The sequence below is a fragment of the Rathayibacter sp. VKM Ac-2929 genome (assembly GCF_022815495.1).
GTDB classification, from domain to species: Bacteria; Actinomycetota; Actinomycetes; order Actinomycetales; family Microbacteriaceae; genus Rathayibacter; species Rathayibacter festucae.
In genome coordinates, this window is record NZ_JALGRV010000005.1 from 151,670 (window position 1) to 170,332 (window position 18,663).

An 18,663-nucleotide genomic window follows, 5' to 3' on the forward strand; every position below is an offset into this window, starting at 1 on the left:
GCCAGCGCGGGGGCATGGAGAGCGAGCCGCTGTCGGACGTCGCCGCTCGCTTCGGCGTCGTACTCGACGAAGCGTGAGCCTGAATCGACCTGCACGAACAGCACGCGCCTTCGGCCGCACGCGCGGGTCGAGGTCGCCTCGACCATCATGGTGTGCCCGGTCGACCGCTGCTCAGCTCCTCCGAGACGATGCACGATCAGCGACCTGGGAACGATCGCCGAATACGTGGGGGAAGCCATGCTGATCGAGTAGCCCGCGGAGCGGGCGTATCGAGATCCACTCACGTCGGAAGACGAGTCTGCAGACCGCCCTGTCGGGGACGGCGGGTCTCGATACGCCCCTGCGGGGCTACTCGACCAGCATGAGTGGACGCCGCGCGTCCTTCTCCTCACCACCGAGATGTGAAGCGGCTTAGCCGCTCGTTACGACGCGGGAGCGGTTACTTGGTTCCGGCGTGGCCCGGGAACGGCTTGCCGTTCAGGCTGACCTCGTCGGGGTCGACCTCGACGGTGCCGACGTCGTCGGCGCCGCCGGTGCCGGGGACGGAGACGACCTCGGCCGAGCCGGAGACCTCCGTCCGGCTGGTGGTGGGGTCCTGATTCTGGCGGACCTCGGTCTCGCGCTCGCTGCCGGGGGATTCGGCGCGGTCCTTCTCGACCTGCTCGCTGCTGGTCCGCGTCGCCGGAGCCGCGCCGTCCGTCGCGCCGATCGTCGATCCCTGCTCGTGCTCGTCCATGTGCCTCTGCCTTTCGTCGGGACCAGCCACGCTACGCGCGGCCCCTCGGGCGAGCACCCGCTTGACAGCTCGCGAGCCCCCCGTCGAGCCCTGCGGCTCGGAAGACGGACGTACTACCCTGGGGAGACGGTCGCACCGGGGGGCGCGGCGTTGCCGCAGCATCCGCCCGAGGAGGAACCGTGTCATCCCACCGAACGGGCGAGAACCGCGTCGTCGGCACGACGATCGGCGGTCGGTACACGATCGAGGAGCTGATCGGCCGGGGCGGGATGGCCACCGTGTACCGGGCGCGCGACGGGATCCTCGGCCGCTCGGTGGCGCTGAAGATGTTCGCGCCGGGCATCGACGACGCGCAGGACCTCCAGCGCAAGTCGTCCGAGATCCGGCTGCTCGCGGCCCTCAACCACCCCGCGCTGGTGACGCTCTACGACGCCGACGACGGCGGCGACGACACCGGCGGCCAGGCCTACATGGTGATGGAGCTCGCCGAGGGACCGAGTCTCGCGGAGCGGCTGGCCAGCGGGCCCGTCCTGCCGAACGACGTCGCGTCGATGGCCGCCGACCTCGGCGAGGCCCTGCACACCGTGCACGCGGCCGGAGTGGTGCACCGCGACGTGAAGCCCTCCAACGTGCTGCTCGTGCCGAGCCCGCTGACGAGCCGCGAGTTCCGGCCCAAGCTCGCCGACTTCGGCATCGCCTACCTGATCGACGCGACCCGCATCACCTCGCCGGGCACGCTGATCGGCACCGCCGCCTACCTCAGCCCCGAGCAGGCGCACGGCGACGTGCTGACCTCGGCGAGTGACGTCTACTCCCTCGGCCTGGTGCTGCTCGAATCGCTGACCGGGCGCCGCCCCTTCACCGGATCGGCGATCGAGGTCACCCTCGCGCGCCTGCTGCGCGACCCGGAGGTGTCGGACTCGCTCGGCGGCGGCTGGTCGGCGCTGCTGAACGCGATGACGCGGCGCGAGCCGGCCGAGCGGCCCACGGCGATCGAGGTCGCGGAGTCGGCGCGCGCGCTGATCGATCCGCGCCGCGACGGACCGCCGACGGCGATCGTCGTCCCCGACGTGCCGGTCCGGGAGCCCGCCGGACCGCCGCCGACCGAGCGGATGCCCGCGACCGAGCGCTTCGCTCCGACCGCGGCCGCGACCGAGCTGCTGGACGCGACGTCGGTGCTGCCCGTGGGGGCGACCGAGCTGCTGCCCGGCGCCGCTCCCGCGACCGCGACGACCACGCGGGTCGCGCCGAGCGCAGGGGTCACGCCGCCCGCCGCCGTCGCCCGACGCCGCACCGGGCCGAGCCCGTGGCTGATCGTCGTGGTGCTCGCGCTGGTCGCCGTGGCGGTCGGCCTCGTGATCGTGCTGTTCGACGGTCCGCAGTCGCCGCTGCCCGCCGTCGACGGGGAGCTCGGCGAGCACCTCCGTCAGCTGCGCGAGAGCATCCGCTCGTGAGGGGGCCGGGCCGACGGGGCGTGAGCCGGCGGGGCCTTCGACTGCGGGCCGGGGGTGCGGTGCTCGCCGCCGTGCTCGTGCTGTCGGGCTGCTCCGCCGCGGATCCGTCGATCGATGACGGCACCGCGCAGGCCCTCGACGACGCGGTCGTGGCGGTCGCCGAGAAGGCGTCGGCCGACGACTGGGCCGGAGCGCTCACCGCGCTCGACGCGCTCCAGGCGACGCTCGACGCGGCGGTCGCCGGCGGGAACGTCCGGGAGGACCGGGCCACGTCGATCAAGGCGCAGGCCGACCTCGTGCGCGCCGACCTCGCCGCGCTGATCGCCGCCGTGCCGGCGCCCGAGGAGTCGACCGAGCCCGAGCCGGAGGAGACCACTCCCGTCGAGGAGGAGCCGCCCGCCGAGGAGACCCCGGAGGAGGAGACGCCGGCCCCGGTCGAGAGTCCCGAGGAGGAGCCGTCGCCGACGCCCGAGGAGACCGAGCCGGCCGAACCCGTCGAGCCGACCGAGCCGCCCGAGGAGGAGTCGCCGGCGCCTGCCGCCACGACGCCGGCCGCCGGTGCGCCCGCCGTGCAGGCGCCGGCGACGCAGGCTCCGGTCGAGGAGCCGGTCGAGGGACCGGGGAACGGCGGCGGGAACGGCAACGGCCGCAGCCCGGAGAGCGGCCAGAACCCCGGCAACGGGAACGGCCCGGGGAAGGGCTGAGCCCCTCCGCTCCCGCGACCTACTCCTCCGTGCGGACGACCGCGTAGGACGCGTCGAGGTCGACGTCCACGTCCGTGCCGTCGGCGCGGGTGACCTCGACGTCGAAGGCGTGGTCGGCGTCGTCGCTGCGCTCGGCCTCGGTGACCGTGCCGCCGCCGACCGCGGCGATCGCGGCCTCGCTCGCGCGGGTCAGCTCCTCGCCGACGAGGTCGTCGGGGTCGACCGCGCCGGTGACGCCGGTGGTGCTGTCCTCGGTGGAGCCGGTCGTGCCGTCGTCCGTGCCGTCGTCCGTGCTGCCGCCGGTGCCGCGCACCGCGTCGTCGTCCGGGTCGACGACCAGCACGCCGAAGGAGTCGTCGAGCCGCACGTCGTACTCGAGGCCGTCGTCGCCGCGCAGCTCGAGCTCGTAGCCCGGCGTGCCGTCGTCGTCGCGCTCGGCCGAGGTGACGGTCCCGCCGCCGATCTCGGCGATCGCGACCTCGCTGGCGCGGTCGAGGTCGGCGCCTGTCAGCGCGTCCGAGCGCTCGAAGCCGTCGGTCGCGGCGAAGGCGATGCCCGTGCCGGCTCCGGCGAGCACGATCGCGCCCGCGACTCCGACGATGATCCCGGTCTTCTTCTTCATGATCCGCTCCGTCTCCGGCGCCGTTCCTCGACGCCGCAGACACTGTCCCGCGGCGCCGCTGAAGCCAGCCTGAAGCGGAGCGGACCCGCCACCGGTCAGCGCAGCGGCACCCGCAGCGTCACTCGCGCGCCGCCCCACGGCGACTCCTCGATCGCGACGCTCCCGCCGTGCGCCGCCGCGATCTCGGCGACGATCGCGAGCCCGAGCCCCGAGCCGCCGGCGTCGCGGGCGCGCCCCTCGTCCAGCCGCACGAAGCGCTCCAGCACCCGCTCGCGGTCGGCCGCCGGGATCCCCGGCCCGTCGTCGTCGACGACGAGCACCGCGGAGTCGCCTTCCGCGCGGGTCGCGATCGCCAGCCGCGCGGCGCGGTGCCGCACCGCGTTGTCGTCGAGGTTCCGCAGCGCCCGCCCGAGCAGCGCCTCGTCCGCCACCGCCTGCACCGGCGAGACGCCCGAGGCGTCCACGGCGATCCCGGAGTCGCGCAGCCGCCGGACCTCGCGCAGCGCCAGGTCGTCGAGGTCGACCGGCGCCGCGAGCACGGCCAGCCGCGCCTCGTCGGCGCGCGCCAGCAGCAGCAGGCCCTCGATCAGGCCACCCATCCGCACCGACTCCTCGGCCACCGTCCTCGCCAGCCGAGCCGCGTCGAGCCGGTCGGGGTGCGCGAGCGCGACCTCCGCGCTCTGCCGCAGGGCCGCGACCGGCGAGCGCAGCTCGTGCGAGGCGTCCGAGACGAACCGGCGCTGCCGCTCCTGGCCGTCCTCGAGCCGGCCGAGCATCCGATTCAGGGTCTGCGCGAGCCGGTCGATCTCGTCGCCGGAGCCGGGCTCCGCGACGCGGCGGTCCAGTGCCGCGGCGGTGACGGCGTCCGCCTCCGCGCGCATCCGGTCCACCGGCCGCAGGGCGCGGCCGACGACGATCCAGCAGACGATCGCGACGAAGGCGACCAGCAGCGGGACGGCGACCGCGAGCAGACCCGCGGTCGTCGCGAGCGCCTCCGCACGGCCCTCGTCGGGCACGCCGACGACGACGAGCGAGCCGTCGTCGAGCTCCTGCGTCGCGACGACCAGCGGATCCTCGTCCGCCGGCGTGGTCGTGAACGGCTCGTCGCGCTCCTCGGTCGCGAGCGCCGGCAGGTCGTCGGCGTCCTCGCCCGCGGCGGCCACGCGCCCGTCGACGATCAGCTGGACCACGCCCTCCGAGGCCCGCACCGCGTCCGCGCCGCCGCGCCCGACCAGGGTCGCGACCCGCTCCGCCTCGGTCTCGGCGGCCGTCGCGGCACTGCCCGCGAGCACCGAGGAGAGCACCAGCAGGAAGCCGGCCGCGCCGAGCACCGCCGCGAGGGCGACCACGGCGGTCGCCGCGAGCGTGATCCGGGAGCGCAGGGAGCGCCGCCGCGTCGTCCCGCCCCTCACGGCAGCACCGAGTAGCCCGCGCCGCGCTGGGTGCGGATGGTCTCGCGGCCGAACGGCCGATCGATCTTGTTGCGGAGCGTCCGGATGTAGACCTCGACGATGTTGGGATCGCCGTCGAAGTCGAAGTCCCAGACCGCGCCGAGCACATCGCGCTTGGAGACGATGTCGCCCGCCCGCGAGACGAGGTACTCCAGCACGCTGAACTCGCGGGCCGTGAGCGGGATCGCGACCCCGCCCCGCTCCACCCGGCGCGCGGCCGGATCGAGCACGAGATCGCCGACGGTCAGCACGGTGGGCCTCTCAGCGGCGCCGCGGCGGATCAGCGCCCGCAGCCGCGCGACCAGCACGGGGAAGGAGAACGGCTTGGTGAGGTAGTCGTCCGCGCCGGTGTCGAGCGCCTCGACCTGGTCGAGGTCGCCGTCCTTCGCGGTGAGCATCAGGATCGGCGTCCAGTCCTCGGCCGCGCGCAGCCGCTCGCAGACGCGGAAGCCGCTGATGTCGGGGAGCATCAGGTCGAGCACGATCGCCGCGTACTCCGCCTCCCGCGCGAGCCAGAGCGCGTCGGTGCCGTTCGTCGCGGTGTCGACCGCGAAGCCCTCGCCCTGCAGCCCCGCCTCGAGCGCGCCCAGCAGGTTGATCTCGTCGTCGACGATGAGGATGCGGATGGGAGCCTCCCGGTCTCGGCGCGGACGCCCAGGTTAACCCGCGCGTTCCCCGCGTGCGCTAAGACGGTCCGGTGACAGCCGACGCCTCCCTCGCCCGCCGCCTCGGCCTCCGCGACGCCGTCGTGATCGGGCTCGGCTCGATGATCGGCGCCGGGCTCTTCTCGGCCTTCGCCCCCGCTGCCGCGGCGGCCGGGCCGTGGCTGCTGGTCGGCCTCGCGCTGGCCGCGATCGTCGCCTGGGCGAACGCCTCCTCCACGGCGCAGCTCGCCGCGCAGTACCCCCGCTCGGGCGGCGCCTACCTCTCCGGCCGGGAGCGGCTGGGCGAGTGGCCCGGCTTCCTGGCCGGCTGGAGCTTCGTCGTCGGCAAGACCGCGAGCTGCGCCGCGATGGCGCTGACCGTCGCCGCCTACGCCGCGCCCGCGGGCTGGGAGCGACCGGTCGCGGTCGCCGCGGTCGTCGCGCTCGTCGCGGTGAACGTGCTCGGGGTGACCCGCACGGCGCTCGCGACGCGGATCCTGCTCTCGATCGTGCTCGTGGTGCTCGTCGTCGCGATGGCCGCGGCCGCCGCGTCCGGACCGGCGGTCGTCTCCGGCACCGACCGGCCCTTCGACGCCTACGGCGTGCTGCAGTCCGCCGGCCTGCTGTTCTTCGCCTTCGCCGGCTACGCCCGCCTCGCGACGATGGGGGAGGAGGTGCGCGACCCCGCCCGCACGATCCCTCGCGCGATCCTCGGCGCGCTCCTGCTCGCGGTCCTGCTCTACACGGTCGTCGGCGCCGGGCTGCTCGCGGCGCTCGGCCCGGAGCGGCTCGCCGCCTCGACGCAGCCGCTCGTCGACGCGGCCGCCGCCTGGCCGTGGACCGCGGTGCCGATCCGGGTGGGCGCGGCGGCGGCGAGCCTCGGTGCGCTGCTCGCGCTGATCGCGGGCATCGGGCGCACGAGCCTCGCGATGGCGCGGAACGGCGACCTGCCGCGGGCGCTCGCCGTGATCGACCCGGTCCGCAGCGTCCCGCGCCGCGCCGAGATCGCCGTCGGCCTGATCGTCGTCGTGCTGGTGCTCGTCGCCGACCTGCGCTCGGCGATCGGCTTCTCCTCGTTCGGCGTGCTGCTCTACTACCTGGTCGCGAACGTCGCGGCGCTGACCCAGGAGGCCCCGCACCGCCGCTACCCGCGCCCGCTGGCGGTCGTCGGCGTCGCCGGCTGCCTCCTGCTCGTGGCGACCCTCCCGCCCGCCTCGATCGCGGGCGGCGTCGCGGTGCTCGCCGCGGGCGCGGCCTACCGCCTCCTCGCTCAGTCGCGGGTGCGGCGGAGCAGCCAGACGAAGTAGGGCGCGCCGACCAGCGCGATCATCAGCCCCGCGGGCAGCTGCGAGGGCGCGATGAGCGTGCGGCCGAGGGTGTCCGCGACGAGGACGAGCAGGCCGCCGAGCAGCATCGCGACCGGGACGATGCGCCCGTGCCGCGCGCCGACCAGCGTCCGGGCCAGGTGCGGCGCGACCAGACCGACGAAGCCGACCGTGCCGACGGCGACGACGGCCAGCGAGGCGAGCACGGCGGCGAGGGCGAGCACGCCCAGGCGGGTGCGCTCGGGCCGGACGCCGAGGATCCGCGGGGTGTCCTCGTCGATCGCCAGCAGGTCGAGGCGGCGGCGCAGCCCGAGGAGCACCGGCAGCAGCACCAGGATCCCGAGCGCGACCGGCAGCACGTCCGGCAGCGAGCGGCCGTAGGTCGTGCCGGAGAGCCAGGTGAGGATCCGCGGGGTCCGCCACGGGTCGGAGCTCAGCAGCAGGAAGGCGGTCACGGCGCTCAGCGCGTAGCCGGCACCGATGCCGACGAGCACGAAGCGGTCCGGCTGCAGCCCGCCGCGCCAGGAGAGCAGCGCGATCGCGCCGAAGGTCGCGAGCCCCGCGGCGATCGCCATCGCGATCAGCACCGGCCGGCCGCCGCCGCCCAGCCCGGTGGTGACGACGATCACGGCACCGAGCCCAGCGCCGGCCGTGATCCCGAGCAGCCCCGGCTCGGCCAGCGGATTGCGCACGGTGCCCTGCACGGCGGTGCCGGCGAGAGCGAGCGCCCCGCCCGCGAGCACGGCCGCGGCGATGCGCGGCGCCCGCTCGTCGAGGGCGCGGGCGACGAGGTCCGGTGCCGCGCTCTGCAGCCAGAGGACGACGTCGCCGAGCCGCAGCTGCAGGCTCCCCGCGAGCAGGGCGAGCACGATCGTCACGGCGAGCAGGACGGCGACCACCCCGAGCACGACCCGGAACCGCCGCGCCGTCCGCAGCGTCGAGCGGACCGTCCGCGCCGACCGCGCCGCGCCGGCGTCGCACATCCGCAGGGCGAGGACCACGATGACGAGCCCGCCGAGCACCGCGGTCGGGATGCCCGTCGGGATGGCCGTGGCTCCCTCCGGGCTGAGGATCGCGCGCAGCAGCGCGTCGGCGAGCACGATCAGCGCGGCGCCGATCAGCGCCGACGCGGGCACCAGGAAGACGTGGCGGCGCAGCGCCGGCACCCGCGCGGCCAGGAGCCGGGTGAGGACGGGGGCGCCGAGGCCGACGAAGGCGATCGGCCCGGCCAGCGTCACCGAGGTGCTGGTGAGCAGGACCGCGCAGAGCACGGCGAGCGCCCGCGTCGAGCGGACCGGGACGCCCAGCGAGGCGGCGCCGTCCTCGCCGAGGCCGAGCACGTCGAGGCGGCGCGAGAGCAGCAGGGCGAGCGCGAGGACGACGACGATCAGCGGAGCGGCGCGCGCCGACGCGTCGATGTTGAGCTGCCCGAGCGAGCCGCTGCCCCAGGCGAAGAGCCCGGTGGTGTTCTCCCGGAAGAGGATCAGCAGCATCGCGGTGCCGGAGTCGAGCGCCATCGCGATGGCCGAGCCGGCCAGGATCAGCCGGGTGCTGGAGGTGCCCGCGGCCCGCCCGGTGAGCACCAGCACCAGCGCCGCCGCGGCGAGACCGCCGAGGAAGGCGACCCCGCTGGACGCCCAGAGCGGCACGGTCAGCGAGAAGGCGGCCACCGCGGTCAGGGCGAAGTAGGCGCCCGCGGTCACCGCGAGCGTGTCGGGGGAGGCGAGCGCGTTGCGCGAGATCGACTGCAGCAGCGCGCCGGCCGCGCCGAGGGCGAGGCCCACGGCGATGCCCGCGGACAGGCGCGGCAGCCGCGAGCCGGCGAAGACGTCGCCCGCCGAGACTCCGCCGACCGCCACGTCCTCGCCGAGCAGGGCGCGCAGCAGCCCGTCCGCGCCGATGCCCGAGGTGCCCTGGGTCAGGTGCCAGAGCCCGATGAGCACGACCGCGACGGCGAGGGCCGCGAGCACGCCGACGCCGCCGAGCGCCGCGCGCCGCCCGGAGGGGGCGGTCGCGCGGCGCTCGGCGGCGGTCGGCGTCGTCGTCACTCGCCGACGATGACGTCCACGAAGGCGTCGATGGCCTGCTCGCCGGACTTCGGTCCGCCCGCGCCCCAGACGCCGGGCGGGAACTCGAAGGCGCGGCCCTGCTGCACGGCGGGCAGCGCGGACCAGACCGGGCTCTTGGCGAGCTCGGTGACGTAGCTGTCGGGGGTGCCGTCGTTGGAGTAGACGAGGTTCGCCTCGCCGACCGCGGTCAGTCCCTCGATGTCGGTCTGCGCGAGTCCGTAGGAGGGGTCGACGCCGCCGCTGCCGTAGGAGTCGTTGATCTCGTCGGTCCAGGCGCCCTCGAGGCCCAGCTCCTCGCCGAGCTCGGTGAACAGCGCGCCCTTCCCGTAGGGGCGGATGACGACGTTGCCGCTCTCGATCCAGCCGTCGAAGAACACGAACTCCGGCGTCGCGAGCGCCGCCTCGGCGACCTCGGTCTTGGCGTCGGCGAGGTGCTGGTCGAACTCCGCGAGCACCGCGTCGGCGCGCTCGGTCCGGCCGGTGGCCTCGCCCAGGAGCGAGAACACCTCCTTCATGTTGTCGATCTGGCCGCTCGCGTCCGCGCCGATGGTGGCGAGCACGGGCACGTCGCGCTCCTCGAGCTGGGCGAGCAGCTCGTCGTCGGCGCTGTACGCCTCCATCACGATCAGGTCGGGGTCGAGGCCGTAGAGGGTGTCGAGGTCCGGCTCGCCGCGCTCGCCCACGTCCGCGGTGCTCGCGGGCAGCGTCTCGGCGCTGACGTAGGTGGCGTAGTCCTCGGTCGAGGCGGCGCCGACCGGGGCGACGCAGAGCGTCAGCAGGTCCTCGGTCTGCTGCCACTCCAGCACGACGATCCGCTCGGCGGGCGCGTCGAGCTCGACGGTGCGGCCGAGGCTGTCGGTGAGCGAGACGGCGCCGGTGGCGGTCGCGGTGTCGTCGGCGGCGCACTCGGCGGAGTCGACGGTGCCGGCCGCGTCGGCGCTCTCGACGGCGGTGGTTCCGCAGCCGGTGAGCAGGAGCACTCCGACGGCGGCCGCGGCCAGGGCGGCGGGGAGGAGGGGGGCTCGGGTCATTCTTCGGTGTCCTCTCGGGAACGGGCGGGGGTCTGGTCGTGCAGGCGGACGCTGTGCTTCGAGACGCTGTGCCGGCTGACGGGGTCGATGCGCAGGTGTCCGGTCCGCTCGTCCACGGCGACCTCGACCCGCAGTCCGTAGGCCGCCTCGATGTGCTCGGCGGTGAGCACGGCGAGCGGGTCGCCCTCGGCGAGGACGCGCCCGTCGCTCAGCAGCAGCAGGCGGTCGGCGACGCGCGCGGCGTGGTCGAGGTCGTGCAGCACGACGCCGATCGCGGCCCCGTGCACCTCGGCGAGATCGCGGATCAGGTCGAGCGTCTCCACCTGGTAGCGGAGGTCGAGGTGATTGGTCGGCTCGTCGAGCAGCACCACGCCGGTGTCCTGCGCGAGGCAGGCCGCGAGCCAGACCCGCTGCAGCTCGCCGCCGCTGAGCTCGCCGGCCGCGCGCTCCGCCATCGACAGCACCCCGGTGGTGGTCATCGCCTGCTCCACCGCCTCGCGGTCGCGGGCGGACGGCCCGGCGAAGGCCCGGCGGTGCGGGTGGCGGCCGAAGGCGACGACCTCCCGGACGCTGAGGCCCTGCGGAGCGGTGCGGCTCTGCGCGAAGAGGGTCACCTCGCGGGCGAAGTCGCGGCTGCTCAGCGCGGTCGCGGGGCGGCCGCCGTCGAGGGTGACGGCGCCGCCGCTCGGGGCGTGCAGCCGCGCGAGCGCGCGCAGCAGCGTCGACTTGCCCGAGCCGTTCGGCCCGACGAGCGCCGTCACCCGGCCGGGCTCGAGCCGCACCGAGACGCCGTCGACGACGGTGCGCCGGCCGAAGCCGAGCACGAGGTCGGAGCCGGCGAGGCGCGAGGACGGGCGCGCGGGCTCGGGGGAGGGAGGCATGGGAGGAGCGGATTCCTGCGTCGGAGGGGGAAGCGGGAGGGGATCCGCTGAGTAAGGGTTGGCTTACCTTCCTCAGGCTAGGCGGCCGCACCACCGTCCGCAATCGACTGCCGACGACACCGGATAGAGCGTTCCGGCCAGGTGCAGCCGCAACCGGTCAGGAAGCGGCCGTGCGCTGATCCTGCGCGAAGGCGCCGGGAGTGGTCCCCATCACCCGCTTGAACGCCGCGATGAAGGTGCTCGGGTGGGTGTGGCCCATCAGCTCGGAGACGTCCTGCACGCTGCGCCCCTCCGCCAGCAGCGCGAGCGCCCGGTGCGCCCGCAGCGCCTGGCGCCACTGCAGGAAAGACAGTCCGGTCTGCGCGCGGAGGACCCGCGAGAGGGTCCGCTCGCCGACACCGAGGTGCTGCGCCCAGTCGGCGAGCGTCCGCCGGTCGGTCGGGTCGTCGAGGAGGGCCGCGACCAGGGGCGCGAGCCGCTCGCCCTGCGGCACGGTGACGGAGTACTGCTCCGCCGACGGCGCGATGACGTCGAAGACCACCGCCTCCGCCCGCAGCCGCGCCGCCGCCTCGAGGTCGGTCCGCGCGAGCCGGGTGAGCAGCGCGGCGAGCACCGGGGTGATCTCGACGAGGACCGGCGCCGTGATCGGCACGGGCGAGCGCTCCGGATCGAACAGCGCGTCGCAGAGCGCGGTGCGCGCGGTCGTCCGCCCGGCGTGCTCCGTCCCGGCCGGGATCCAGACGCCGAAGCCGTCCGGCACGGTCAGGATCCGGTGCTCGAGCCGGACCGTCATGGTGCCGCCGCGGACCCAGACCAGCTCGTGCAGCGCGTGCCGGTGCGGCGCGAACTCGTGCGGCGCCTCGAGCCGGACGCTGCCGGCCGCGATCGCGAACGGCTCGGCGATGCGCGTCGGCGCACCGGTGTCCGCGACGACGACGGTGCTCGGCTCGCGCCGCCAGGTGCCCCGTGCGCTGTCCTCGTCCATGCCCACGATCTTAGGAAGCGCCCGCGCCGGGCAGACTGTCCCGGTGACCGCAGCGCAGATCTTCCGCGACCGCCTCGTCGAGCACATCGACGCCGTCGGCTTCGGTGCGCACGGCCTGCACGTGCTGATCGGCGACGACACGGCCGAGCACCGCTGGACGCCGGACGTCCGCGAGGACGTGCACTCCGTCGCCAAGGGCGTCTGCGTGCTGGCCGCGGGCCTCGCGGTCGACGAGGGCCTGATCTCCCTCGACGAGCCGCTGGGACCGCTGGCCGCGGACGTCTCGACCGACCTGGGTGAGGGAGTCGCCGACCTCACGCTGCGCCGGCTGCTCAGCATGACGAGCGGCATCGACCTGCCGTGGTCGCCGACCCTGATGACGGACTGGCCGGACCTCGCCGTCGAGTTCCTCCGCCGACCGTCCGCCGGGCCCGTCTTCCAGTACTCCAACGCCAGCAGCTACACCGCGATGCGTCTCCTGGAGACGCGGGTCGGTGACGTGGGCGAGTACGTCGACCGCCGCCTGCTGCGGCCGCTCGGGATCGAGGGCGCGGAGTGGGAGCGCTGCCCGAACGGCCGCATCGTCGCCGGCAGCGGGCTGGCGCTCCGCACGCAGGAGACCGCCCGGATCGGCCGCCTCCTCCGCGATCGCGGCGTCTGGCGGGGCGAGCGGATCCTCGCGCCCGAGTGGAGCGACCTGATGCACTCCGAGTGGGTCGCCGCGGGCACCGGCCCGGGCTACCGGCGCTACGCCCTCGCCGGCTGGGACGGCCCCGGCGCGAGCTGGCGCCTGCACGGCGCCTACGGCCAGCTGCTCGTCTTCGCGGGCGACGCGGTGGTGACGATCAGCGCCGACGACCATCCGGGCGCCGACGCGATCGCCGCGTTCATCGCGGCGGAGCGGGCGGCCGCCCAGCACTGACGGCCGGCCCGCACCCGCGGACTACTCGTCGCGGTCGGTGTACTCGCCCTCGCCGGTGGAGTCGGGACCGGAGCCCTCGGTGTCGACGTAGCTGCCCTTCTCGGTGCTCGACTCCGCGTGCGAGGAGGTGTCGACGTAGCTGCCCTCCTGCTCGCCGTCGGTGTGCGAGACGCCGTCGGTCTCGGTGTACTCGCCCTCGGCCGAGGTGTCGGTGCTGTGTCCGTCGGCGCCGTGGCCGTCCGTGCCGTGGCCGTCCGCGTCGCCGTCCGCGAGGTGGCGGCCGCGTCGGGTCGTCTCCTCGGTCGTGCCGCCGCTCTCGGTGGTCGTGGTGGTCTCGAACTCGTCGTCGTGTGCCATGGCGGGGCTCCTCGCCTCATCGCGTCGGGTGGATGGAGTCGACGATCCTGCACGCGGTCCGCCGGTGCAAGCCGTCGCGGCTGCACATCCGCGCACCTTGACATCCGGCGCACGTCCGCGACACGGGCAGCTCCGTGTCACCGGCACGTCGGCGTCCCGGGCACTTCGCCGTTCCCCGCCCCGAGCGCAACTCCTGTCGCGACCCGTCCGCCGCCGCCTAGCCTCCGAGCATGACTGCACGGACTGCACGCACCCGCTGGAGCGTCATCGGCCAGCTCGGCCCCCTCTTCGACGACGGCGGCCCGATGCTGCTCGTCGAGGCCCGCTCGGCCTTCGGTCGGCGGCCGATGCACCGCGCGAAGGCGCAGCTGCTGCTCTCGGCCCTGCGTCACCGCGGCCGCGAGCTCGGCGACCGCGTCGAGTACGTCCGCGCCGAGACCTTCGCCGAGGGGCTCGCGGGCCGCGACGACCTCGAGGTGATCGACCCGCCGACCCGGGGCGGCCGCCGCCTCGCCCGCCGGCTGGGCATGAGCGTGCTGCCCAGCCGCGGCTTCGTGACGGAGGAGGAGGACTTCCGCGAGTGGGCGCTCGCGAAGTCCGGCAAGCGCCTCCTCCTCGAGGACTTCTACCGCTGGAGCCGCGAGCGCACCGGAGTGCTGATGCGCGGCGACCAGCCGGAGGGCGGCCGCTGGAACTACGACCACGACAACCGCAACCCGCCGCCCAAGGGCGCGTCGCGGCTCGGCCTGCCCGATCCGTGGTGGCCGGAGGAGGACGACATCGACGAGGAGGTGCGCGCCGATCTCGCCCGCTGGGAGCGCGAGGGCGCGATCCGGCTCGTCGGCGAGGACGGCCCGCGCCGGTTCGCGGCGACCCCCGCGGAGGCGGAGGCGGCGCTCGCCGACTTCGTCTCGTCGCGGCTCGGCGACTTCGGCACCTACGAGGACGCGATGCTCTCCGGCGACTGGACGATGGCGCACTCGCTGCTGAGCGCCCCGCTCAACCTCGGCCTGCTCGATCCGCGCGCCGTGATCGACGCCGCCGCGGCCGAGCACGCCTCGGGCGGCGCCCCGCTCGCGAGCGTCGAGGGCTTCGTCCGGCAGATCCTCGGCTGGCGCGACTACGTCTGGCACCTCTACTGGCACCTCGGTCCTGACTACCGCGAGCGCAGCAATGCGCTCGGCGCGAAGGCCCCGCTGCCGCAGCAGCTGCTCGACCTCGATCCGGCCGGCATCGAGGCGAACTGCCTGCACGAGACCCTCGACGACGTGCGCCGCCACGGCTGGGCGCACCACATCCAGCGGCTGATGGTGCTCGGCAACTGGGGCCTGCAGCGCGGCTGGGACCCGGCCGAGCTGAACGACTGGTTCGTCGACGTCTTCGTCGACGGCACGGAGTGGGTGATGCCCGCGAACGTGATCGGCATGTCGCAGCACGCGGACGGCGGTGTCGTGGCGACCAAGCCGTACTCCTCCGGCGGCGCGTACATCAACAAGATGTCCGACTACTGCGGCGGCTGCCGCTTCAACCCGAAGGTGCGCCTGGGCGAGAACGCCTGCCCGGTCACCGCCGGCTACTGGGCTTTCCTCGACCGCACCGAGCCCGTCCTCCGCGGCAACCACCGGATGGCCCAGCCCCTCGCGGGTCTGCGCGCCCTCTCCGACCGCGCCGCCGTCGTCGACCAGGAGCGCCACCGCGAGAGCTACTGACCCGACGCCTGCAGGAGCCGGGTCTCGATACGCCCTGCGGGCTACTCGACCAGCAGGAGCCGACCCGCGTCGACGCGCTGTGGGCGCACTGCATGCTGATCGAGTAGCCCGCGCAGCGGGCGTATCGAGATCGGGCCCGTCGGAACGCCCCCGCGACGCGAGCGTCTCCGGCTCCGCCTAGCCCGCGCGGTACACCGACACCGTCACCGCGACGGTCACCGCCGTCGTCCCGTCGCGCCCCGTCAGCAGCGCATCCACCGCCGCCGCGTCGACATGGTGCGCGCTCGGCCCCATCAGCACCTCCGCCCGCAGCTCGCCGGGCGTCATCGCGACCGCGTAGTCCAGCTCCTCGCGCGCCACCCGCTCGAAGCCCTGCAGCTGCTCGTCGAGCCGCTCCGCCTTGCCCGCGTCGATGCCGAGCATCCCGAACACCGGGCGGATCTCGCCGAGGTGCCGCTCGCGCGGCGTCACCACGATCGCGACGCCGCCCGCCCGCAGCACCCGCCGCATCTCGGGCGCGTTCCGCGGCGCGAAGACGGTCAGCAGCGCGTCGGCGCAGCCGTCGGCGAGCGGCAGCGGCTGCCACAGGTCAGCCGTCGCCACCGCGGCCCGCGGATGCGCGCGCGCAGCCCGGCGCGCCGCCGCCGCCGACAGGTCCAACCCCAGCCCGCTCGCCTCCGGCCGCGCCTCGAGGACCGCCGCGAGGTACGCGCCGGTCCCGCAGCCGAGGTCCACGACCAGCCGCGCGTCCGCCGGCACCGCCGCGGCGACCGCGTCCTGGATCGGCCGGTAGTGCCCGGAGCTCAGGAGCACGTCGCGCGCCTGCACCATCGCCGCGGTGTCGCCCGAGGTCGCGTGCCGGCCGCGCAGCAGCGAGACGTAGCCCTGGCGCGCCAGATCCGCGCTGTGGCCGAGCGGGCAGCGCAGCAGGGTCGGCCGCGGCAGCGCGTCCGGCGCGAGCGGAGCCCCGCAGACCGGGCAGGCGAGCGCGGGCAGGACCGCCGACCCGGGGACGCCCGCCGGGTCGAAGGGGTGCCGGCTCACGCGGAGCGCCCCGGATCGCGGGGCACGGAGTCGGGCTGCTCCGGATCGTGCCGCATGGCCGTGATCGCCGAGTTCAGCGTCGCGATCACCGGCACCGCGAACAGCGCGCCGGCCAGTCCCGCCACCTCGAGCCCGGTCGCGACACCCAGCACGACGGCGAGCGGATGCACCTTCACGGCCGAGCCGAGGATGAGCGGCTGCAGCACGTGCCCCTCGAGCAGGTGCACGACGACGACGACGCCGATCATGATCAGCGCCGCCACCGGTCCGCTGAACAGCAGCGCGACGACCGCCGCGAGCGCCCCCGTCACGATCGCGCCGAGGAACGGCACGAAGGAGCCGAGGAACACCACGATCGCGATCGGCACGACCAGCGGCAGCTGCAGAGCGAGCGCGCCGATCCCGATGCCGATCGCGTTGATCGCCGCGACTCCGAGCTGCGCCCGGACGAACTGGCTGAGCGTCCGCCAGCCGGCCGCAGCCCCCGTGTCCAGCGGCAGGCGCGCGGCGCGCGGCATCAGGCGGAGGAACCAGGTCCAGATCCGCCGGCCGTCCAGCAGCAGGAAGATCAGCGAGAACAGGGTGAGCAGCGCGCCCGCGAACACCTCGGCCACCTGCGAGCCGACGGCGAGGGCTCCGGAGGCGATCGTCGACGCCTGGGTGTCGGCCCAGTCGATCGCCTTCTGCGCCCAGTCGCCGAGCTGCACGTCGGAGAAGCCGAGCGGCGGGCCCTGCAGCCAGGCCTCCACGTCGTCGACCGCGTCGAGCGCCCGCTGCCCGACGCCGCCGAAGCCTGCGCGGGACTGGACGACGACGAGCCCGATGAGGCCGACCAGCGCGAGCAGGAGCGCGAGGATCGAGACGAGCACGGCCAGCGGGCGCGGCAGCCGCCAGCGCTCGAGCGTGTCGCGCAGCGGAGTGAGCAGTGCGGTGACCAGGATCGCGATCAGCACCGGCACCACGACGACCGGCACCAGCGCGACGAGCTTCACGATGAGCCAGAGCAGCGCCGCGACGGCCAGCACCCGCCAGCCCCAGGCGGCGGCGATGCGCATGCCGGGGGAGACGTCGTGCTGCTCGTCGGCCGCAGGGATCGGGGGAGTCGCGGCCGGAGTCGCGGTCGGAGGGGTCGCCGCGGCGTCGCGTCCCCCGTCGCGCGGTCGGCGTCCTCGCATGTCCCCTCCGATTTCCCTCGCAGTGTACGACCGCGGCGGACGACCTGCCCGGGAGTCCTGCGCCGGAACGACGGATCCGGTTGCGAAACGGCGGGAGAACTGACGTAATGGAGGCACTATGGCCCTCACGAGCACGGTTTTCGAACGATCCGCCCCCGATCCCACCGTCGTCGACGCCGCCCTGGCCGGCACGCGGCGCGGGGTGTTCTGGCTCGAGGACCTCGACGCCCCGCGTCCGGCCCTCGCCGGCGCCGTCCGCGCCGACCTGGTGGTCGTCGGCGGCGGCTACACCGGCCTGTGGAGCGCCCTGCGCGCGAAGGAGCGCGATCCGAGCCGCCGCGTAGTGCTGCTCGAGGCCCGCTCGCTCGGCTGGGCCGCCTCCGGTCGCAACGGCGGCTTCGTCGAGTCGAGCCTCACCCACGGCCGCGAGAACGGCCTCGCGCGCTGGCCCGCCGAGGCCGCCCGCCTCGAGGAGCTGGGCGTGCGGAACCTCGACGACATCGAGGCGACCGTCGCCCGCTACGGCATGGACTGCGACTTCGAGCGCACCGGCTCGCTCGCCGTGGCGGTGGAGGAGTACCAGGTCGGCCCGCTCGCGGACGGCGACGGCGTCGCGGGCGGCCGCTTCCTCGACACCGCCGAGGTGCGCGCCCTGGTCGACTCGCCGACCTTCCTGGCCGGCCTGGCCGCGCCCGCGGAGCAGTGCGCCCTGGTGCACCCCGGCAAGCTCGTCCGCGAGCTCGCGCGGGTCGCGGAGGAGCTCGGCGTCGAGATCCACGAGGACAGCCGCGTGCTCGGACTCGAGCGCGCCGGCGCCGGCGTGCTCGTCCGCACCGCGGGCGGCTCCGTGGCGGCGGATCAGGCGATCCTCGGCACCAGCGCCTTCCCCTCGCTGCTCGCGCGCACCCGGCTGATGACCGTCCCGGTCTACGACCACGTCCTGATGACCGAGCCGCTCGACGCCGCCCAGCTGGCCTCGATCGGCTGGACCGGCCGCGAGGGCCTCAGCGACGTCGCCAACCAGTTCCACTACTACCGCCGCACCGCCGACGACCGCATCCTCTGGGGCGGCTACGACGCCGTGTACCACCCCGGCGGCCGGATCCGCGCGGCCTACGAGGACCGCCCGGAGACCGACCGCGCCCTCGCCGCGCACTTCCTGACCACCTTCCCGCAGCTCGAGGGCCTGCGCTTCAGCCATCGCTGGGCCGGGGTGATCGACACCAGCACCCGCTTCGCCGCCTTCTACGGCACCGCGCTCGCCGGTCGCGTCGCCTACGCCGCGGGCTACACCGGCCTCGGCGTCGGGACGACCGCCTTCGCGGCCGACGTGCTCCTCGACCTCCTGGCCGGCGAGCCGACCGAGCGGACCGAGCTGGAGATGGTCCGCAAGCGCCCGCTGCCGTTCCCGCCCGAGCCGTTCGCGACCGCCGGCATCCAGGCCACGCGCTGGTCTCTCGACCGCGCCGACCACGACGGCGGTCGGCGGAACCCGCTGCTGCGGACCCTCGACGCGCTCGGGCTGGGCTTCGACTCCTGACGGCGCCCTCCGCC

General features: G+C 75.1%; 17 protein-coding genes. 6 read left to right on the plus strand and 11 right to left on the minus strand.

The window, feature by feature from the left end; all coding sequences use genetic code 11:
• Nucleotides 1-439: 439 nt before the first annotated feature.
• Nucleotides 440-736 carry a hypothetical protein gene (locus MT355_RS16515; protein WP_243600402.1) on the minus strand — a complete coding sequence of 99 codons (297 nt, stop codon included), beginning with the start codon at nt 734-736 and terminating at the stop codon, nt 440-442.
• 179 nt (nt 737-915) lie between these two features.
• On the opposite strand from MT355_RS16515, the gene MT355_RS16520 reads away from it, so the two are divergent.
• On the plus strand, nt 916-2,190 hold the full coding sequence (locus MT355_RS16520; protein ID WP_132434908.1) for a serine/threonine-protein kinase: 1,275 nt from the start codon (nt 916-918) through the stop codon (nt 2,188-2,190).
• A gap of 59 nt (nt 2,191-2,249) precedes the next feature.
• On the plus strand, nt 2,250-2,894 hold the full coding sequence (locus tag MT355_RS16525) for a hypothetical protein (RefSeq protein WP_243600403.1): 645 nt from the start codon (nt 2,250-2,252) through the stop codon (nt 2,892-2,894).
• A 19-nt stretch (nt 2,895-2,913) separates the two neighbouring features.
• On the opposite strand, the gene MT355_RS16530 is transcribed toward MT355_RS16525, so the two are convergent.
• The 3 genes from MT355_RS16530 to MT355_RS16540 all read right to left on the minus strand — a co-directional run bounded on the left by MT355_RS16530 (nt 2,914) and on the right by MT355_RS16540 (nt 5,593).
• On the minus strand, nt 2,914-3,516 hold the full coding sequence (locus MT355_RS16530) for a PepSY domain-containing protein (protein WP_243600404.1): 603 nt from the start codon (nt 3,514-3,516) through the stop codon (nt 2,914-2,916).
• Between the two features lie 95 nt (nt 3,517-3,611).
• A complete protein-coding gene (locus MT355_RS16535; RefSeq protein ID WP_243600405.1) occupies nt 3,612-4,928 on the minus strand; it encodes a cell wall metabolism sensor histidine kinase WalK in 1,317 nt (438 codons plus the stop codon).
• Nucleotides 4,925-5,593, minus strand: a complete 669-nt coding sequence (locus MT355_RS16540; protein WP_243600600.1) for a response regulator transcription factor — start codon at nt 5,591-5,593, stop codon at nt 4,925-4,927. Before MT355_RS16540 ends, MT355_RS16535 begins: the two co-directional genes overlap by 4 nt.
• Before the next feature lie 71 nt (nt 5,594-5,664).
• Here MT355_RS16540 and MT355_RS16545 point away from each other — a divergent pair, with 71 nt between their 5' ends.
• Nucleotides 5,665-6,918, plus strand: coding sequence for an APC family permease (locus tag MT355_RS16545; protein ID WP_243600406.1), 1,254 nt, complete (start codon nt 5,665-5,667; stop codon nt 6,916-6,918).
• Here the strand turns inward: MT355_RS16545 and MT355_RS16550 are convergent.
• From MT355_RS16550 to MT355_RS16565, 4 genes are all read right to left on the minus strand, one after another.
• Nucleotides 6,882-8,984, minus strand: a complete 2,103-nt coding sequence (locus MT355_RS16550) for an iron ABC transporter permease (RefSeq protein ID WP_243600407.1) — start codon at nt 8,982-8,984, stop codon at nt 6,882-6,884. The genes MT355_RS16545 and MT355_RS16550 overlap by 37 nt on opposite strands.
• Nucleotides 8,981-10,036, minus strand: coding sequence for an ABC transporter substrate-binding protein (locus MT355_RS16555; protein WP_159423539.1), 1,056 nt, complete (start codon nt 10,034-10,036; stop codon nt 8,981-8,983). Before MT355_RS16555 ends, MT355_RS16550 begins: the two co-directional genes overlap by 4 nt.
• Entirely contained in the window at nt 10,033-10,917 is an 885-nt protein-coding gene (locus MT355_RS16560) for an ABC transporter ATP-binding protein (RefSeq protein ID WP_243600408.1), read from the minus strand. Before MT355_RS16560 ends, MT355_RS16555 begins: the two co-directional genes overlap by 4 nt.
• Before the next feature lie 157 nt (nt 10,918-11,074).
• The gene (locus MT355_RS16565) at nt 11,075-11,902 is read right to left on the minus strand and encodes a helix-turn-helix domain-containing protein (protein WP_243600409.1); all 828 of its coding nucleotides are present in this window, start codon (nt 11,900-11,902) and stop codon (nt 11,075-11,077) included.
• A 43-nt stretch (nt 11,903-11,945) separates the two neighbouring features.
• Here MT355_RS16565 and MT355_RS16570 point away from each other — a divergent pair, with 43 nt between their 5' ends.
• Entirely contained in the window at nt 11,946-12,824 is an 879-nt protein-coding gene (locus MT355_RS16570; protein WP_243600410.1) for a serine hydrolase, read from the plus strand.
• A gap of 21 nt (nt 12,825-12,845) precedes the next feature.
• Here the strand turns inward: MT355_RS16570 and MT355_RS16575 are convergent, their stop codons facing one another.
• Nucleotides 12,846-13,181 carry a hypothetical protein gene (locus MT355_RS16575; protein WP_243600411.1) on the minus strand — a complete coding sequence of 112 codons (336 nt, stop codon included), beginning with the start codon at nt 13,179-13,181 and terminating at the stop codon, nt 12,846-12,848.
• 230 nt (nt 13,182-13,411) lie between these two features.
• Here MT355_RS16575 and MT355_RS16580 point away from each other — a divergent pair, with 230 nt between their 5' ends.
• A complete protein-coding gene (locus MT355_RS16580; protein ID WP_243600412.1) occupies nt 13,412-14,890 on the plus strand; it encodes a cryptochrome/photolyase family protein in 1,479 nt (492 codons plus the stop codon).
• A 177-nt stretch (nt 14,891-15,067) separates the two neighbouring features.
• On the opposite strand, the gene MT355_RS16585 is transcribed toward MT355_RS16580, so the two are convergent.
• Both MT355_RS16585 and MT355_RS16590 read right to left on the minus strand, forming a co-directional pair.
• Nucleotides 15,068-15,934: a methyltransferase domain-containing protein gene (locus MT355_RS16585; RefSeq protein WP_243600413.1), complete on the minus strand. Its 867-nt coding sequence runs from the start codon at nt 15,932-15,934 to the stop codon at nt 15,068-15,070.
• Complete coding sequence (locus tag MT355_RS16590) at nt 15,931-17,109, minus strand: AI-2E family transporter (RefSeq protein ID WP_243600414.1); 1,179 nt, start codon at nt 17,107-17,109, stop codon at nt 15,931-15,933. Before MT355_RS16590 ends, MT355_RS16585 begins: the two co-directional genes overlap by 4 nt.
• A 118-nt stretch (nt 17,110-17,227) precedes the next feature.
• Between MT355_RS16590 and MT355_RS16595 the strand changes: the two genes are divergently transcribed.
• Complete coding sequence (locus tag MT355_RS16595; RefSeq protein ID WP_243600415.1) at nt 17,228-18,649, plus strand: FAD-binding oxidoreductase; 1,422 nt, start codon at nt 17,228-17,230, stop codon at nt 18,647-18,649.
• The last annotated feature ends 14 nt before the right edge of the window (nt 18,650-18,663 follow it).

Bases quoted from the DNA above. Each gene is read 5' to 3' on its own strand.
- MT355_RS16565 (WP_243600409.1), bottom strand. From the start codon at position 11,902: ATGGACGAGGACAGCGCACGGGGCACCTGGCGGCGCGAGCCGAGCACC.
- MT355_RS16590 (WP_243600414.1), bottom strand. From the start codon at position 17,109: ATGCGAGGACGCCGACCGCGCGACGGGGGACGCGACGCCGCGGCGACC.
- MT355_RS16555 (WP_159423539.1), bottom strand. From the start codon at position 10,036: ATGACCCGAGCCCCCCTCCTCCCCGCCGCCCTGGCCGCGGCCGCCGTC.
- MT355_RS16530 (WP_243600404.1), bottom strand. From the start codon at position 3,516: ATGAAGAAGAAGACCGGGATCATCGTCGGAGTCGCGGGCGCGATCGTG.
- MT355_RS16515 (WP_243600402.1), bottom strand. From the start codon at position 736: ATGGACGAGCACGAGCAGGGATCGACGATCGGCGCGACGGACGGCGCG.
- MT355_RS16575 (WP_243600411.1), bottom strand. From the start codon at position 13,181: ATGGCACACGACGACGAGTTCGAGACCACCACGACCACCGAGAGCGGC.
- MT355_RS16560 (WP_243600408.1), bottom strand. From the start codon at position 10,917: ATGCCTCCCTCCCCCGAGCCCGCGCGCCCGTCCTCGCGCCTCGCCGGC.
- MT355_RS16595 (WP_243600415.1), top strand. From the start codon at position 17,228: ATGGCCCTCACGAGCACGGTTTTCGAACGATCCGCCCCCGATCCCACC.
- MT355_RS16580 (WP_243600412.1), top strand. From the start codon at position 13,412: ATGACTGCACGGACTGCACGCACCCGCTGGAGCGTCATCGGCCAGCTC.